Below are 14,725 nucleotides of genomic sequence, written 5' to 3'. Positions count from 1 at the left end.
TCCCGATCGCAACATGCCCTCATCCAGTCCAATGGAGCGAAACCATGGAAAAACTGAGACTTGGCCGCACCGACCTGACAATCGCGCCCCTCGTCTTCGGCGGCAATGTCTTCGGCTGGACCGCCGACGAGAAGACCTCTTTCGCGCTGCTCGACGCCTTTTTCGATGCCGGCTTCAATGCCATCGACACCGCCGATGTCTATTCCTCCTGGGCGCCCGGCAATCAGGGCGGCGAGTCCGAAACGATCATCGGCAAGTGGCTGAAACAGTCGGGCCGGTCGCGCGACAAGGCCGTCATCGTCACCAAGGTCGGCTCGGAGCTCGGCCCCGACCGCAAGGGGCTTTCGCGCCGCTGGATCCTGCAGGCGGTCGAAGATTCGCTGAAGCGGCTACAGACCGACCATATCGATCTTTATCTCTCGCACTGGCCAGACCCCGACACGCCTTACGAGGAGACGCTTGCGGCCTATGACCAGCTGCTGTCCGAAGGCAAGGTGCGGGCGATCGGCGCCTCCAACCTGAACTCGCTGCAACTGCGCGAGGCGCTCGACGTGTCCGCCAACCAGGGCCTGCCCCGCTATCAGGTGCTGCAGCCGGAATATAATCTCTACGACCGCGACGCATTCGAAGGACCGCTGCGCGACCTCTGCATCGCCGAGGAGATCGGCGTCATCAGCTATTTCGGGCTGGCGAGGGGCTTCCTTTCGGGGAAATACCGCACCCACAAGGACCTCGAAGGCTCCGTGCGCGGCAGCGGAGTCGAGAAATATCTCGACGGACGCGGCATGCGCATCCTTGGCGTTCTCGACGACATCGCGGCCGACACGGGCGCGACCCAGGCGGAAATCGCGCTCGCCTGGATCCGGACACGCAAGGGCGTCACAGCGCCGATCGCCAGCGCCACCAGCCTTGAGCAATTGCAAAGCCTCATTCGCTCCGCGGAACTCAAGTTGTCGGACGAGGCGGTGCAAAAACTCAACGACGTCGGTGAGTGACGGGAGCAAAAACCACACAATGGCATTGACGATACGCGCCGCGACTGGCGGCGACGAGGCGGACTGGCGCCGCCTCTGGGCTGGCTATGTCGCCTTTTCCGGCACCGATCTCGCCGAAGACATCATCGACCTCACCTGGAAGAGGCTTATGGATCCCGCCGCACCGCTCTTTGCGCGGCTGGCGATGCTCGACGGACAGGTGGTCGGCTTTGCGATCTGCCAGGAGCAGCTCGCCACCTTCTTTCGCCGGCCGATCTGCTACATCGAGGATCTCTATGTCGATCCTGCAGCGCGCGGCCAGGGCGTGGCGCGGGCGATGATCGACGATCTCATTGCGCATTGCCAGGAGAAGGGCTGGGACCGGCTCTACTGGTACACCGAGGCCGACAATGCCACGGCGCGGCGGCTCTATGACCGCTACTCCGGCACCGACGAGCACGTGCGCTACAAGGTGAATATCGGCGCGGCCCTCAAATCCGGAAACCCGGCATAGGCCTCGGCGTGGCGGCCGGCCTGGTTCTCCATGCCGGCCTTGGTCAGGACACCGCGCGGCTCGACGAAGCTCATGATCCGGCGCGCCGGCCGCTCGTGCCACTGGATGTTGAAAGCCCATAGCTTTGGGAAAAAGCAGAGCGAGGCGTAGGGCAGATGGTCGTGGATCCACCAGGCGATCGACTGCCAGTCGCCGATCTCGCCGCGTCGATCCCAGACCCAGGGAATGACGATGCAGGCGGTGGCGCCGATGCACCCGTCGGCATCGCGCATGTCCCAGATGTGGTCGGCGGCAGAGGCCGCATTGGTCGAGCAGTTGAGCCCATTGGCATTGCCGAAGCCGTTGACGGCGCGGTTGCGGTAGCCCGAGCGGATGACGAGGCGGCCGAAGGTCGCTTCCAGCGGTTCCAGCAGTTCCTCGCAGAGACGGCGCCCGGCCTCGATCGCCAGATCCGGATCATCGGGAATGTTCGGGATACGGTAGAAGTCGGCGATTTCCGAATGCAGGAAATCGCGAAAGAAGAAGTTTCGAGAAAGCCGCACCCGGCCGAGATCTTCAAGACCCTTCATCGAACCGGGCTTTTTCATAGGCCTTCCTCTCATCAATACACGAAACCAATGGCATTCCAGATCCGGGCCCGTCCCGCCACCCGATTTTGCGCCGGCTGCTATCCGCTGTGCCGGAAGAAGTCGATGAAAGCGCGCAGTGCCGGCCGCATCTGCCGGCGGCTCGGATAGTAGAGATAGGGGCCGGCATAGGGCGCACACCAGTCCTCCATGACGCGCACCAGCTTCCCTTCGGCAATCGCGGTCTCGACCCGTGAGAGGAAGAGATAGGCGAGACCGGCGCCGCCCATTGTCGCCTTGATGATCGGCCGGTCCTCGCCAAGGATCAGCGGTCCCTCGACCGATACCGTCAATTCCTCGCCATGCTTCTCGAATTCCCAGCGATAGAGGGTGCCGTTGGAGAAGCGCCGGCGGATGCAGCGATGCTGCGCGAGGTCGCGCGGGTGCTGCGGCCGGCCATAGCGTTGGAAATATTCGGGAGACGCGACGACGGCGCTTTCCAGCTCCGGGCCGACCTTCACCGCGATCATGTCGGCCTCCAGGCTCTCGCCGAGCCGGATGCCGGCGTCGAAACCTTCTTCGACGATATCGGTGAAGCCGTCCTCGTTGGCGATTTCGAGCACGATCTCGGGATACCGATCCAGGAAGGCGCCCAGGCGCGGCGCCAGGATCAGATCGGCAGCGAACCGCGGTGCGGTGATGCGCAGATTGCCGGCCGGGCGCTCGCGGGCGTCGGCGGCTGCCTCCAGTGCATGGGCGATCTCGTCGAGCGCCGGCGCCAACCGTTCGAGCAGCCGGTGCCCCTCCTCCGTCGGGGCGACGCTGCGGGTGGTACGGGCCAGCAGACGAATGCCGAGGCTCGCCTCGAGGCTGCCGATGGCGTGGCTGACGGCCGAAGGTGCGACACCCAGTTCGCGCGCGGCACCACGAAAGCTGCCGTGGGCGGCGACGGCGGCCAATACGGCGAGTTGGGAGAGCTGTGTTCTGTTCATTGATCGAAATAATAGAACAGCCCGTGAGAATTGACAGTGATTTTCAGCTGCCCCATCGAGCCCTATTCTTCACATGTCGCCAGCGTCAGGACGAAGCGAGGAGCTCGTCTGGCGATGAGACAGAGGAACCCGTCGCGCCGCCACAAAAGGGCGTGGGCGGCGGTGCCACCCACCATTTCATGCCTCGGAAGATAGACGTGCGCTCCCAACGCGCTAGCTCCGACGCATGGCAGCCATAAAGGACACGACATGAAGACCCGCAAACTCGGAAGTGAGCTTACCGTCTCCACCATCGGCCTTGGATGCATGGGCATGAGTTTCGCCTATGGCGCTGCGGACGAAGCGGAATCGATCCGCACGCTGCAGCGCGCCGTCGATCTCGGCGTCACCTTCTTCGACACGGCCGAAGTCTATGGTCCCTTCGAGAACGAAAAACTCGTCGGCAAGGCGCTCGGCCCGGTGCGTGACAAGGTGGTCATCGCCACCAAGTTCGGCTTCCGCATCGAGACCGGCGTGCCGAGCGTCCAGGCGATCAGGGGCGTCGACGGCCGGCCGGAGCATGCGAAGGCGGTAGCGGAAGCCTCGCTCAAGCGGCTCGGCACAGATGTCATCGATCTCTACTACCAGCACCGCGTCGACCCTGACGTACCGATCGAGGACACCGTCGGCGCCATGGCCGAGCTGGTGCGCGAGGGCAAGGTGCGCGCGCTCGGCCTTTCGGAAGCGAGTGCCGCCACCATCCGCCGCGCCCACAAGGTTTATCCGATCGCCGCGGTGCAGAGCGAGTATTCGCTGTGGACGCGCGATCCGGAAGAAGACGTGCTTGCCACTTGCCGCGAACTCGGCATCGGTTTCGTGCCATACAGCCCGCTTGGACGCGGCATGCTGACCGGCGCGATCCGCAAAGCCGAGGATCTGGAAGCCGACGATTTTCGCCGCTCGCTGCCGCGGTTCCAGGCGGAGAACTTCGACGCCAACGTCCGACTGGTCGAGACGCTGCAGGCGCTGGCCGAGGAGAAGGGCGTGACCGCCGCCCAGCTGGCGCTCGCCTGGGTCATCAACCAAGGCGATTTCATCGTGCCGATCCCGGGTGCCCGCAAGCTCGACCATCTGGAGCAGAACGCCGCCGCTGCGGAAATCCGGCTCACGGTCGAAGAAACCACCCGGCTGTCCGACGCACTCTCGCCGACCCTGGTCGCAGGAAAACGCTACACCGACGCCTCGCTGGCACTCACCAATCGTTGAGCCAAAATTTCTCTCCGCTCTCGCAGCGGAGAGAATGCCCATCGAAATTCCCGCTGAACGCACTACCTCTGAGCAACAAGCAACTGGGGAGGAGCGGGATGTCCGACGAGCAGGCGATCAGTGCAGTGGTGCACCTCTATGTGGACGGCATGGCATTTGCCAACGAAGGGGCGCTGCGCAAGGCGTTCCATCCCGATGCGGCGATCATCGGCAACTACCAGGGCGCGCTCGAATGGATGACGCGTGACGGCTTCATCAAGGCGATCCTCGATACCGGTGCGGCACCACCCGGAACACAGCCGGAAATGGACGTGCAGATGATCGACATCACCGGCGACGCCGCCACGGTGAAGGTCATCGACAGCTTCGCCGGAGCGCGCTTCTCCGATTACCTGTCGCTGGTGAAGATCGACGGCCGTTGGCTGATCGTCAACAAGATCTATCACCTGCACGCGCAATGACGGACGGCGGACCCGAGGCCAGATCGGCCAGCCGGCTGCTTGCCATCGACCATGTGCAGCTTGCGATACCGGAAGGCGGCGAAGACTTGGCGCGCGGCTTCTATGGCGGGTTGCTCGGGCTGACGGAGGTCGTCAAGCCCGCCAATCTGCTTGGCCGTGGCGGCTGCTGGTTCGAGCGGGGCAGCATCCGCCTGCACCTCGGCATCGACCAGGATTTCGTGCCGGCGCGCAAGGCCCATCCGGCCTTTTTGGTCGACGATCTCGAGCGGATGATCCTCAGGCTCGAAGCCGGCGGCGTGACGACCGCCGAGGACGAGCCGCTTGCCGGCTACCGCAGATGTTATGTCAACGACCCGTTCGGCAACCGCATCGAGCTGATGCAGCGCGCGCAATAGGCCGCAACGAAAAGGGCCGCTGCGGTGCAGCGGCCCTTTCGGTATCCGTTTTTGTCGAACGGATCAGGCGCGCAGTACGCCGCCGGTCGTCTTCGTCACATTGGCGACGATCTTGGCGGTGAGCGCCTCGAAATCCTCGTCGGTGAGCGTACGCTCGACCGGCTGGATGGTCACCTCGATGGCGATCGACTTCTTGCCTTCGCCGAGCGATGCACCCTCGAAGACGTCGAAGACGCTGACGCCGGTCACCAGCTTGCGGTCGGCACCCGAAGCGGCGCGCAGGATTGCGCCGGCTTCCACCGCCTTGTCGACAACGAAGGCGAAGTCGCGCTTGACCGCCTGGAACGGCGAAAGATCGAGCGCCGGCTTGGTGCGGGTCGCCTTCTTCTTCGGCTCCGGCATGGCATCGACATAGATCTCGAAGCCGCAGAGTGCGCCGGAGACGTCGAGCGCTTCCAGCGTCTTCGGATGGAACTCGCCGAAGGTGCCGAGAATGATCTTCGGGCCGAGCTTGATCGTGCCGGAGCGGCCCGGATGATACCAAGCGGGACCGCCCGGTTCGAACTGGACGTTGCCCATCGGCACGCCGCAGGCTTCGAGCACGGCAATCGCGTCGGCCTTGGCGTCGAACACGTCGACCGGCTTGCCGCCGCCCTTGGCGGCGTTCGACCAGAGACGACCTGCACCGTTCAAGGAAGCCGTGCCGCGACGAATGCCGCCGGCTACGCGGCGCTGCGCGTCCGCCGTATCGCCTTCATAGGTGCCGGAGACTTCGAAGATCGCGACGTCGCCGAAACCCTTGTCGGCATTGCGCTGGGCAGCCGTCAAAAGGCCCGGCAGCAGCGACGGGCGCATGTCCGACATGTCGGAGGCAATCGGGTTCGCAAGCTTCAGTGTCGGTGCGCCGCCGCCAAAGAGCTTTGCCTGCTCTTCGGAGATGAACGACCAGGTAACGGCTTCGAGCATGCCGCGGCTGGCAAGCGCGCGCTTGGCAAGGCGCGTGCGGATCTGCAGCGTCGTCAGGATCTTGCCGTTGACGGTACCATGGCTCGGCAAGGGGGCTGCGACGATGTTGTCGACGCCGTGGATGCGCATGACCTCTTCGACGAGATCGGCCTTGCCGTCGACATCGGGACGCCAGGAAGGAACCGACACCTTGAAGCGGTCGCCAGAACCTTCCACGCCGAAGCCGAGCTTTTTCAGGATCGAGACGCTTTCCTCGGAGGAAACCTCAAGGCCCGTCAGGCGCTTCACTTCGGAAACCGGGAAGTCGACGATCTTCGGCTCATGGCCGGCATAACCGACCACTTCCGCCTTGGCGGCGGTGCCACCGCAAAGCTCGAGCACCAGTTCGGTGGTGCGCTCGAGACCGGGCACCATATATTCCGGGTCGACGCCACGCTCGAAGCGGTAGCGCGCATCGGTGATGATGCCGAGCGTGCGGCCGGTCTTGGCGATGTTCATCGGGTCCCAGAGAGCCGATTCGATCAGGACGTCGGTGGTGTTCTCGTCGCAGCCGGAATGTTCGCCGCCCATGACGCCGCCGATCGACTCGATCGCCTTTTCGTCGGCGATGACCACGTTGTTGGGACCGAGCTTATATTCGCGCTGGTCAAGCGCCAGCACCGTCTCGCCGTCCTTGGCGCGGCGGACCGTCAGGTTGCCCTCGACCTTGGCGGCGTCGAAGACGTGCATCGGCCGGCCCTGGTCGAAGGTCATGTAGTTGGTGATGTCGACCAGCGCGTTGATCGGGCGGAGGCCAATCGCCAGCAGGCGCTGCTGCATCCACTTCGGCGACGGGCCGTTTTTGACGCCGCGCACCAGGCGCAGCGAGAAGCCCGGGCAGAGATGCCTGTCTTCGCCGAGATCGAGCGTCAGCTTGGTGGGCGTGTCGCCTTCCACCTTGAAGGCCGGCGCCTTGCGCGCCTTCAAGGTGCCGAGGCCGGAAGCGGCGAGGTCACGGGCAATGCCGTAGACGCTGGTGCAGTCCGGCCGGTTCGGCGTCAGGTTGATCTCGATCATCGGATCGTCGAGGCCGGCATAGGTCGCATAGCTCGTGCCAACGGGTGCGTCGGCCGGAAGGTCGATGATGCCGTTGTGGTCCTCGGAGATCTGCAGTTCCTTTTCCGAGCACATCATGCCGCGGCTTTCGACGCCACGGATGGTGCCGACGGCGAGCGTCACGTCGATGCCGGGAACATAGGTACCGGGGGCTGCAAAGGCGCCGATAAGGCCGGCGCGCGCATTCGGTGCGCCGCAGACGACCTGGATCGGAGCGCCGGCGCCGGTGTCGACCATCAGTACCCGCAGCTTGTCGGCGTTCGGATGCTGCTCGGCCGAAACGACCTTGGCGATGACGAAGGGCTTGAAGGCGGCCTTGTCGTCGACGTCTTCCACTTCGAGCCCGATCATCGTCAGGCGCGCGCAGATGTCTTCCAGCGAAGCGTCGGTTTCAAGGTGGTCCTTGAGCCAGGAAAGCGTGAATTTCATGATTTCACCTGTGTCCTAAATATCTACGCGCGATCAGGCCGAGAGACCGCCGAACAGCGTCGGCATGTCCAGCGGGCGGAAGCCGTAATGGGTCATCCAGCGAACGTCGGCGTTGAAGAAGTCGCGCAGGTCCGGCATGCCGTATTTCAGCATGGCGATGCGATCGAGGCCCATGCCCCAGGCGAAGCCCTGGTACTCGTCCGGATCGAGCCCGCCCGAGCGCAGCACGTTCGGGTGCACCATGCCGCAGCCGAGGATCTCCATCCAGTCGGTGCCCTCGCCGAATTTCACGATCGGGCCGGAGCGGTCGCACTGGATGTCGACCTCGAAGGACGGCTCGGTGAAGGGGAAGAAGGACGGGCGGAAGCGCATCGTCACCTGGTCCACCTCGAAGAAGGCCTTGCAGAATTCTTCCAGCACCCAGCGCATATTGGCGACGTTGGCCGCCTTGTCGATGACCAGGCCTTCGACCTGATGGAACATCGGCGAGTGGGTCGCGTCCGAATCCTGGCGGTAGGTCTTGCCGGGGATGATGATGCGGATCGGCGGCTTCTGCGCTTCCATCGTGCGGATCTGCACCGGCGAGGTGTGCGTGCGCAGCACCTTGCGATCGCCGTTCTCATCCGGGTTGAAGAAGAACGTATCGTGCATCTCGCGGGCCGGATGACCTTCGGGGAAGTTCAGCGCCGTGAAGTTGTAGTAATCGGTCTCGATGTCCGGACCTTCGGCGATCGAGAAGCCCATGTCGCCGAAGATCGCGGTGATCTCGTCGACGATCTGGCTGATCGGGTGGATGCGGCCGCGCTCGGCCGGCGAGGAGCGGACCGGCAGGCTGATATCGACAGTCTCGCGCGCCAGGCGCTCGGCGATCGCCTGGTCCTTCAGCGCCGACTTGCGGGCGGCGATCGCTTCGGCGACCGTGTTCTTCAGCGCGTTGATCTGCGCGCCGCGGGTCTGGCGCTCTTCCGGCGTCATGGTGCCGAGCGTCTTCAGGAGCTCGGAGATCGAGCCCTTCTTGCCGAGCGCGTTGACGCGCACCGCCTCGATCGATCCTTCGTCGCCGGCGGCGTCGATGTCCGCCAGGAGTGTCCGTTCCAGTGTTTCCAGTTCGCTCATTCTGTCCTGCCTCGATGCGGGAATGGGTTCGGTTCTATATCGGTTCTTGTCTTCAGGAATGTGATCGCGTTGCACCCGCCAGATAGTCCGTCGCAGCGATGAAACGGATGATATCGTTGCCCTTGCGGAAGCGCAGGACGAAGCGCGCCAGCGGCAGGAAGCGGATGAAGAGCGGCATGATTTCGGTGAGCGCCCGGCTGGCTTCCGCCGGCGCTGCGCGCCTCCAGGCGGCAAAGGCCGCGGCCGGGGTTTCCGGCTGCACGGCCCGGCTCGCCACCTGCAGGAACAGGAGCCAGAGGTCGCGCGCCTGGGCGGTCGCCAGCGGCATGACGCTCGCAGGCACCTCCTCGAAATCAAGGAAGCCGAATTCGCCGTTGTCGATGATGAAATCGCGCGGATGCGGACGTCCGTGGCAGAGACCTGCGCGGTGCAGGCGCCCGAGTTCCGCAGCGCAGCGCACCAGCAGCTGATCGTGCGCGGCGGCGTCGCTGTTGCGCAGCGGCCCCATATGCTTGCTGACCGGCAGACCAAGATGGGAGAGAACCAGCACCTTCGGCCCACGGTAGACGACCTCGGGCGTCATGAAACCGGCCGCGGAGAAGGTCGCGATCTGGCGAACTTCGCGCTCGATCATGCCCTCGACGTCGAGAAGCGGGGACGGCAACAGTACCGGAAGGCCACAGACCCGCGCGACGAAGGCTTGCGTGCGCAGCCAAAGACGAGGGCCCTGACGACGATAGCGCTTGATCCAGACCATACGATCCTTGAGCTCGCAGCGCTCAACGCGCTCCCGACCGGCTGCAAGCGCTGCCAGCAGAGACGTCATATCGTCGTCATCAAGCTCCGGGACCGCGCATGGTCCCCTTCGATCGTGGTACACTTTCGTCCCGTAAAACAAGAAAAACCCGCGCCAGCCCTGCCAGCGCGGGTTTCCCAACTAATTTCAAAAACGATTTTGGGAAAACGCTGGCTTAACGAACAGCGCTTTCAAACTCGTTTGCCGTGCCGGCTTCCTTGAGATAGGCGAGCGCCTTCTTGGAAGCTTCGACGAGGGCGCCGAATGCTGCCGGCTCATGGATAGCCATGTCGGACAGGACCTTGCGGTCGACTTCGATGCCAGCCTTGTTCAGGCCGTCGATGAAGCGGCCGTAGGTCAGGCCGAATTCGCGGACGGCAGCGTTGATACGCTGGATCCAGAGAGCGCGGAAGTTGCGCTTGTTGACCTTGCGGTCGCGGTAAGCGAACTGCTTCGAACGGTCAACCGCTGCCTTGGCGGCGCGGATGGTGTTCTTGCGACGGCCATAGAAGCCCTTGGCTGCCTTGAGCGTCTTCTTGTGCTTGGCGTGAGCGGTTACGCCGCGTTTTACACGTGCCATGTCATGATCTCCTTAACGTGTCCAATATGCCTGAAAGTCTTAGAGACCGTTGGGCAGGTAGTTCTTGATGACCTTCTTGCCATCAGGCTCCGCGAGAACCATGGTTCCACGTGCGTCGCGGATGAACTTGTTGGAACGCTTGATCATGCCGTGGCGCTTGCCAGCAGCTGCTGCACGAACCTTGCCGGTCGCGGTGATCTTGAACCGCTTCTTGGCAGACGATTTCGTCTTCATCTTGGGCATTTTGCTACTCCATATGTTCTTAAGAATCGAAACGGACAGACGAGGTCCATTTCCAGCGTTAAGAACGGCCACGGCATGCCCTGCCGGACCGTTCGGACGGGGGCTTATAACCGCACATCCCGAAAAGCGCAACTGGGGAATCGAAAGAGCGGGCTGCAAGCGGCGATCCAGTGCCTTCGCCGCCTGCGCATGCCGCCTTTTTTTTGCGACGACGCATTGCGCCTCAGGTCGGATCGCGCGGGCGCCGGCTGCCGCCGCCGACGTCGAAGATCAGTGCGACCTCGAGACCGCCCAGGGCCGACTGCCCGAGCGACATGGTCGCGCCATAGGCCTCCGCTATATCGGCGCTGATCGCAAGCCCCAGGCCATTGCCGGAGGCGTGGCCCGGCGCTGCATTGGCACTATGCCCCCCGCGGCGCATCGCCTGCTCGCGGTCGCCCTCGGCAACCCCCGGCCCATCGTCACCGACCGTGATCCGCACGCGCCCGTCGACCACCTCGGCCGATAGGCGGATCCGTGCCCGCGCCCATTTGGCGGCATTGTCGAGCAGATTGCCGAGACATTCGGCAAGGTCGGCCGGATCGACGTCGAGTGAAATCGACGGATCGATGTCGACCTCCCAGACGACGTCGCGCTCCGCGGTCACGGGACGCAGGACGCTGACCAGCTTGTTGCCGAGATCGGCGAGTAAGGTCGTTGCCATGCGCTCGACGCCCATGCGGGCCGCCTGAAGCTGGCGGTCGGCGCGCTGGCGTACGAGGTCGACCTGTTCGAGCGCGATGTCGCGCTGGTGTTTCGGCAGGCTTTCGGCGAGTTGCGCCAGCACCGTCAGCGGCGTCTTCAGCCCGTGGGCGAGGTCGCTGGCGCGCGCCCGGGCCTGCGCCAGCGCCGTCGCGCGCTCCGCAAGCAGAAGATTGATTTCGCTGACGAGCGGCTGCATCTCACTTGGCCCGGCCAGGCCAAAATCCTTCTCCTCGCCGGACCGGACGCGGGCGGCTCGTTCCCGCAGCCGCACCAGCGGCAGAAGGCCGAGGGCACCCTGCAGGAATGCGGCGCCGGCAAGCACGACGGCCGTCGCCAGCAGCATCAGCCGGATACGGCCGTGAAAGGCGGAGAGAGCGTCATCAAGTTCGCTGCGCGCAAAGCCGGCAGTAACCGCGAAGCGCTTGGCATCCGCGCCTTCGCCAAGCGTCAGGGCCTGGCGGTAGACAAGGATCGGCGCGCCGTCCGGCCCCTCCGCTTCGAGGAAGCCCAGGTGGTGCGGCGCCGACGGTCGCTCGGCATCGATCACCGTGTCCCACAGGGAGCGCGAACGCAAAGGAGTGCCGCCGTCGCGGTCGAGCTGCCAGTAGCGGCCGCCGGCCGGCAGGCTCAGGCGCGGATCGGCCGGCGCGCGCGGCAGCACCAATTCACCGTTGCGCACCCGCACCTGGGCGGCAACCGTATCGACGAGCGTTGCCATTTCGGCGCGGTAGCGCCCGGCAACGTAGTCGGTAAAAAGCCGGCTCAAGGAGAGCCAGACCACCAGCAGAACCAGGCAGATGGCGACCGATGCGCCGATTGCCAGCCTCAGCCGCAACGAGCGAATCATGCGCCACCGTCCGGCAGGACATAGCCAAATCCACGCCGCGTTTCGATCGCACCGCTCTCCGTCTTCTTGCGCAGACGGGCAATCATCGCTTCCACCGCATTCTTGGCGGCATCGTCGTCGCGGCCCTGAACGTGGCTTGCCAGCTCGAGCGGCGTGACAACCTGCCCCTTGCGCTCCACGAACAGTGCAAGCATGCGGTATTCGAGCGGGCTGAGGTCGAGCGGCAGCCCGTCGAAGGTCACCCGGCGCCCCGCCTCGTCGAGGGTGAAGCGTCCGGCAGCACGCACCGACCCAACACGCGGACCGGCGCGCCGCAGAAGGGCGCGCAGCCGCGCCAGAAGCTCCTCGGCCCGAAAGGGTTTCGGCAGATAGTCGTCCGCCCCGGCATCGAAACCGTCGACGCGCTCCATCCAGGAGCCGCGCGCCGTCAGAACCAGAACCGGCGTCTCCAGCCCCGCCTGCCGCCAACGCTTCAGGATCGACAGCCCGTCCATGCCCGGCAGGCCGAGATCGAGGATGACCAGGGCGTAGTTACCGCTCTCCCCTTGCTCCCAGACATCCGGGCCATGGGTGAGCGTATCGACGCCGTAGCCTTCCGCCTCCAGCCGGCTTGCCACATGGGCCGCGATGTTGGGATCGTCCTCCGCCAGAAGAATCCGCATGTCGTTCCTCTAGAACCCGAAAATGTTCACGAACTTGCCGGTTCGAGCATTGATGCGCAGGTTGCGGATCGTGCCCTGCTCGTCGCGGGTGCGGAGCCGGTAAATCTCGCTGCTACCCGATCGCTTGAGATCGACCGCAATGACCTGGCCGTATCTGTCTTCGTCGACCAGCCGGAGAACCTCCTTCAGCGGCAGGATGTCGCCCTTTTCGACGCCGTCGCGCGCCCGCTCCTGATCGCTCCGACGGATACCGCCGGCACCATCCGGCCCGAGGTCTTCGTCGTCATCATCATCATCGTCTTCGTCGTCATCGTCGTCATCGTCGTTGCCGTGCCCGCCGCCGCCATGCGAGCCACCGTCATCATCGTCGTCGTCATCCTTGGCGAGAGCCGCCATGCCGCCGGGCTGCGGCGCGAGCGAAAGCAGGAGCGAGCAGCAGAAGAGCGCGATCAGGTCTCGTCGTGTCATCGCCATGGCTTCATCCTGTCGCAACTGCTCCTCAGCGTCGGGTCCTTCCAAATGCGCTTGCGCAAGCATCCGCCAGGTGGTTCGTCTGCGGCGACGCCGCGGGCATCGTTCGGGGCGAGCCTATGCCAGCCTTGACGAGAACGCCAGCGACGCGCATGCCCCCGGCGCCATTTCGGGCACAGGGGGCATGCGCTTGCCGGGTCGGGCCGCCGGGCGGGCTGGTGACGGCCGACCATCGCTCCGGCGCATGGTGTGGGGCGAATGCGCCGGGCAAATTGTGACCTGATCAGAATGCCGGCCGGATGGAGACGCTGCCGACCGGTCCCGGATTGCGGCGGATATCGCTGTCGTGCGGCTCGACCGTCACGACGCGAACGCCATGTTCGTATTCCACCTCGACCTCGAGCACCCGGCCGAGATTGTCGACGGCAACCAGCGAACCATTGCGCAGGCCCCGGAGATTTTCGTCGGTCACCCGCAGTTCAATCTCATGATCATCTCGGGCATCATCGAAGTCGTCGTCGATGTCGTCGAAGCGGTCATCATCATCGTCGTCGCGATGACCGGGGCCGCGATCATCGTCATCGTCTCGATCGTTGTGACGACCGTCGTCCCGATCGTCGTCGCGGTCGTCATTGCCGCCACCACGACCGCCGTTATCGTCGCCGTCATCGTCGGCGAGCGCCATGGTCGAGAAGGGATGCGACGCTCCGGTGGCAACGAGGGAAGCGCCAATCGGCGCCGAAACGAGGCCGCAGACGGCGACCGTAGAAACGAGCAAGGCCTTGCGCAGTACTGAAGTCATGATCTCGGCTCCTTCTCCCGATGCGATGCGGAGAGAATGGCACGGGACGCCTGACAGCTCGCTGAGGGCGATTGTCAGCATTCTGTCAGCAAAGCCCGAAGGATCCCGCAAACGAAAAAAGCCGCCCGGAGGCGGCTTTCGTCATCTCGACGGATGGGCGGCACGCGCTTAGCGCGGCGCGAGAACCATCATCATCTGGCGGCCTTCGAGCTTCGGCTCGGCTTCCACCTTGGCAATCGCCTGGGTGTCGTCCTTGACCTGCAGCAGAAGCTTCATGCCGAGTTCCTGGTGGGCCATTTCGCGACCGCGGAACTTCAGCGTGACCTTGACCTTGTCGCCGTCCTCGAAGAACCGGTTCATCGCCCGCATCTTCACGTCATAATCGTGCGTGTCGATGTTGGGACGCATCTTGATTTCTTTGATTTCGACGATCTTCTGCTTCTTGCGCGCTTCGGCCGCCTTCTTCTGGTTGGCGAACTTCAGCTTGCCAAGATCGAGGATCTTGCACACCGGCGGTTCGGAGTTCGGCGCGATTTCCACCAGATCAAGACCGGCTTCCTCCGCCATACGGAGCGCCTGGTCGATCGGGACGGCGCCGATGTTCTGGCCTTCGGCGTCGATAAGCTGAACCCGGGGCACCCGGATTTCCTTGTTTGAGCGCGGCCCCTCCTTGACGGGGGCGTCCGCTTTGAACGGTCTGCGAATGGTCGTACTCTCCTCGAGCTATTTCGAAAAATGTTGTTTAATTCGTTCGCCGGCGCGATCCCAAACGAAGCGCCTGAATCTGTCACCGACGGCAATGTGTGAATTGCGACGGGAGAGTCAAT

General features: G+C 64.2%; 17 protein-coding genes. 5 read left to right on the top strand and 12 right to left on the bottom strand.

Going from position 1 to position 14,725, the window contains the following annotated elements:
• Positions 1–44: 44 nt before the first annotated feature.
• Entirely contained in the window at positions 45–995 is a 951-nt protein-coding gene (locus tag IB263_RS01050; protein ID WP_029742451.1) for an aldo/keto reductase, read from the top strand.
• Positions 996–1,014: 19 nt separating this feature from the next.
• Positions 1,015–1,488, top strand: a complete 474-nt coding sequence (locus IB263_RS01045; RefSeq protein WP_029742450.1) for a GNAT family N-acetyltransferase — start codon at positions 1,015–1,017, stop codon at positions 1,486–1,488.
• Here the strand turns inward: IB263_RS01045 and IB263_RS01040 are convergent.
• Together IB263_RS01040 and IB263_RS01035 are read right to left on the bottom strand one after the other, a co-directional pair.
• Positions 1,440–2,075 (bottom strand): hypothetical protein, encoded by a 636-nt coding sequence (locus IB263_RS01040; RefSeq protein ID WP_029742449.1) that lies wholly within the window; start codon positions 2,073–2,075, stop codon positions 1,440–1,442. The two genes, IB263_RS01045 and IB263_RS01040, sit on opposite strands and share 49 nt — an antisense overlap.
• Before the next feature lie 80 nt (positions 2,076–2,155).
• Complete coding sequence (locus IB263_RS01035) at positions 2,156–3,046, bottom strand: LysR family transcriptional regulator (protein WP_029742448.1); 891 nt, start codon at positions 3,044–3,046, stop codon at positions 2,156–2,158.
• A 249-nt stretch (positions 3,047–3,295) separates the two neighbouring features.
• On the opposite strand from IB263_RS01035, the gene IB263_RS01030 reads away from it, so the two are divergent.
• The 3 genes from IB263_RS01030 (at position 3,296) to IB263_RS01020 (ending at position 5,147) form a co-directional block, all read left to right on the top strand.
• Positions 3,296–4,291, top strand: coding sequence for an aldo/keto reductase (locus IB263_RS01030; protein WP_029742446.1), 996 nt, complete (start codon positions 3,296–3,298; stop codon positions 4,289–4,291).
• A gap of 98 nt (positions 4,292–4,389) precedes the next feature.
• Positions 4,390–4,752, top strand: coding sequence for a nuclear transport factor 2 family protein (locus IB263_RS01025; RefSeq protein WP_029742445.1), 363 nt, complete (start codon positions 4,390–4,392; stop codon positions 4,750–4,752).
• Positions 4,749–5,147: a VOC family protein gene (locus IB263_RS01020; RefSeq protein ID WP_049810926.1), complete on the top strand. Its 399-nt coding sequence runs from the start codon at positions 4,749–4,751 to the stop codon at positions 5,145–5,147. The genes IB263_RS01025 and IB263_RS01020 overlap by 4 nt, the downstream gene beginning before the upstream one ends.
• Positions 5,148–5,210: 63 nt before the next feature.
• Here IB263_RS01020 and pheT read toward each other — a convergent pair whose 3' ends face one another.
• From pheT to infC, 10 genes are all read right to left on the bottom strand, one after another.
• Entirely contained in the window at positions 5,211–7,637 is a 2,427-nt protein-coding gene (gene pheT / locus IB263_RS01015; protein WP_029742443.1) for a phenylalanine--tRNA ligase subunit beta, read from the bottom strand.
• A 33-nt stretch (positions 7,638–7,670) separates the two neighbouring features.
• Positions 7,671–8,753 carry a phenylalanine--tRNA ligase subunit alpha gene (pheS, locus tag IB263_RS01010; protein WP_029742442.1) on the bottom strand — a complete coding sequence of 361 codons (1,083 nt, stop codon included), beginning with the start codon at positions 8,751–8,753 and terminating at the stop codon, positions 7,671–7,673.
• Positions 8,754–8,805: 52 nt separating this feature from the next.
• Complete coding sequence (locus IB263_RS01005; protein ID WP_049810925.1) at positions 8,806–9,579, bottom strand: hypothetical protein; 774 nt, start codon at positions 9,577–9,579, stop codon at positions 8,806–8,808.
• Between the two features lie 145 nt (positions 9,580–9,724).
• Entirely contained in the window at positions 9,725–10,129 is a 405-nt protein-coding gene (gene rplT, locus IB263_RS01000) for a 50S ribosomal protein L20 (RefSeq protein WP_029742440.1), read from the bottom strand.
• 39 nt (positions 10,130–10,168) lie between these two features.
• Positions 10,169–10,372: a 50S ribosomal protein L35 gene (gene rpmI / locus IB263_RS00995; protein ID WP_025425550.1), complete on the bottom strand. Its 204-nt coding sequence runs from the start codon at positions 10,370–10,372 to the stop codon at positions 10,169–10,171.
• Positions 10,373–10,595: 223 nt separating this feature from the next.
• Positions 10,596–11,963: a sensor histidine kinase gene (locus tag IB263_RS00990; protein WP_049810924.1), complete on the bottom strand. Its 1,368-nt coding sequence runs from the start codon at positions 11,961–11,963 to the stop codon at positions 10,596–10,598.
• Positions 11,960–12,625, bottom strand: coding sequence for a response regulator transcription factor (locus IB263_RS00985; RefSeq protein ID WP_029742438.1), 666 nt, complete (start codon positions 12,623–12,625; stop codon positions 11,960–11,962). Before IB263_RS00985 ends, IB263_RS00990 begins: the two co-directional genes overlap by 4 nt.
• A 9-nt stretch (positions 12,626–12,634) precedes the next feature.
• Positions 12,635–13,099: a PepSY domain-containing protein gene (locus tag IB263_RS00980; protein WP_049810923.1), complete on the bottom strand. Its 465-nt coding sequence runs from the start codon at positions 13,097–13,099 to the stop codon at positions 12,635–12,637.
• A gap of 280 nt (positions 13,100–13,379) precedes the next feature.
• Positions 13,380–13,898: a hypothetical protein gene (locus IB263_RS00975; RefSeq protein WP_192437367.1), complete on the bottom strand. Its 519-nt coding sequence runs from the start codon at positions 13,896–13,898 to the stop codon at positions 13,380–13,382.
• 168 nt (positions 13,899–14,066) lie between these two features.
• Positions 14,067–14,603, bottom strand: a complete 537-nt coding sequence (infC, locus tag IB263_RS00970; protein WP_034804663.1) for a translation initiation factor IF-3 — start codon at positions 14,601–14,603, stop codon at positions 14,067–14,069.
• Positions 14,604–14,725: the final 122 nt, after the last annotated feature.

The sequence above is a fragment of the Ensifer sp. ENS03 genome (assembly GCF_014852035.1).
Taxonomy (GTDB): Bacteria; Pseudomonadota; Alphaproteobacteria; order Rhizobiales; family Rhizobiaceae; genus Ensifer; species Ensifer adhaerens.
Note: the sequence above shows the minus strand (reverse complement) of the source record. Positions and strands in the feature narration are given on the sequence as shown.

What these genes read in the sequence shown, in the direction of transcription:
- IB263_RS01035 (WP_029742448.1), bottom strand. Translation starts at nt 3,046, where the DNA reads ATGAACAGAACACAGCTCTCCCAACTCGCCGTATTGGCCGCCGTCGCC.
- IB263_RS01050 (WP_029742451.1), top strand. Translation starts at nt 45, where the DNA reads ATGGAAAAACTGAGACTTGGCCGCACCGACCTGACAATCGCGCCCCTC.
- IB263_RS00975 (WP_192437367.1), bottom strand. Translation starts at nt 13,898, where the DNA reads ATGACTTCAGTACTGCGCAAGGCCTTGCTCGTTTCTACGGTCGCCGTC.
- IB263_RS01045 (WP_029742450.1), top strand. Translation starts at nt 1,015, where the DNA reads ATGGCATTGACGATACGCGCCGCGACTGGCGGCGACGAGGCGGACTGG.
- IB263_RS00985 (WP_029742438.1), bottom strand. Translation starts at nt 12,625, where the DNA reads ATGCGGATTCTTCTGGCGGAGGACGATCCCAACATCGCGGCCCATGTG.
- pheT (WP_029742443.1), bottom strand. Translation starts at nt 7,637, where the DNA reads ATGAAATTCACGCTTTCCTGGCTCAAGGACCACCTTGAAACCGACGCT.
- IB263_RS01020 (WP_049810926.1), top strand. Translation starts at nt 4,749, where the DNA reads ATGACGGACGGCGGACCCGAGGCCAGATCGGCCAGCCGGCTGCTTGCC.
- IB263_RS00980 (WP_049810923.1), bottom strand. Translation starts at nt 13,099, where the DNA reads ATGGCGATGACACGACGAGACCTGATCGCGCTCTTCTGCTGCTCGCTC.
- rplT (WP_029742440.1), bottom strand. Translation starts at nt 10,129, where the DNA reads ATGGCACGTGTAAAACGCGGCGTAACCGCTCACGCCAAGCACAAGAAG.
- rpmI (WP_025425550.1), bottom strand. Translation starts at nt 10,372, where the DNA reads ATGCCCAAGATGAAGACGAAATCGTCTGCCAAGAAGCGGTTCAAGATC.
- IB263_RS01040 (WP_029742449.1), bottom strand. Translation starts at nt 2,075, where the DNA reads ATGAAAAAGCCCGGTTCGATGAAGGGTCTTGAAGATCTCGGCCGGGTG.
- IB263_RS01025 (WP_029742445.1), top strand. Translation starts at nt 4,390, where the DNA reads ATGTCCGACGAGCAGGCGATCAGTGCAGTGGTGCACCTCTATGTGGAC.
- IB263_RS00990 (WP_049810924.1), bottom strand. Translation starts at nt 11,963, where the DNA reads ATGATTCGCTCGTTGCGGCTGAGGCTGGCAATCGGCGCATCGGTCGCC.
- IB263_RS01005 (WP_049810925.1), bottom strand. Translation starts at nt 9,579, where the DNA reads ATGACGTCTCTGCTGGCAGCGCTTGCAGCCGGTCGGGAGCGCGTTGAG.
- IB263_RS01030 (WP_029742446.1), top strand. Translation starts at nt 3,296, where the DNA reads ATGAAGACCCGCAAACTCGGAAGTGAGCTTACCGTCTCCACCATCGGC.
- pheS (WP_029742442.1), bottom strand. Translation starts at nt 8,753, where the DNA reads ATGAGCGAACTGGAAACACTGGAACGGACACTCCTGGCGGACATCGAC.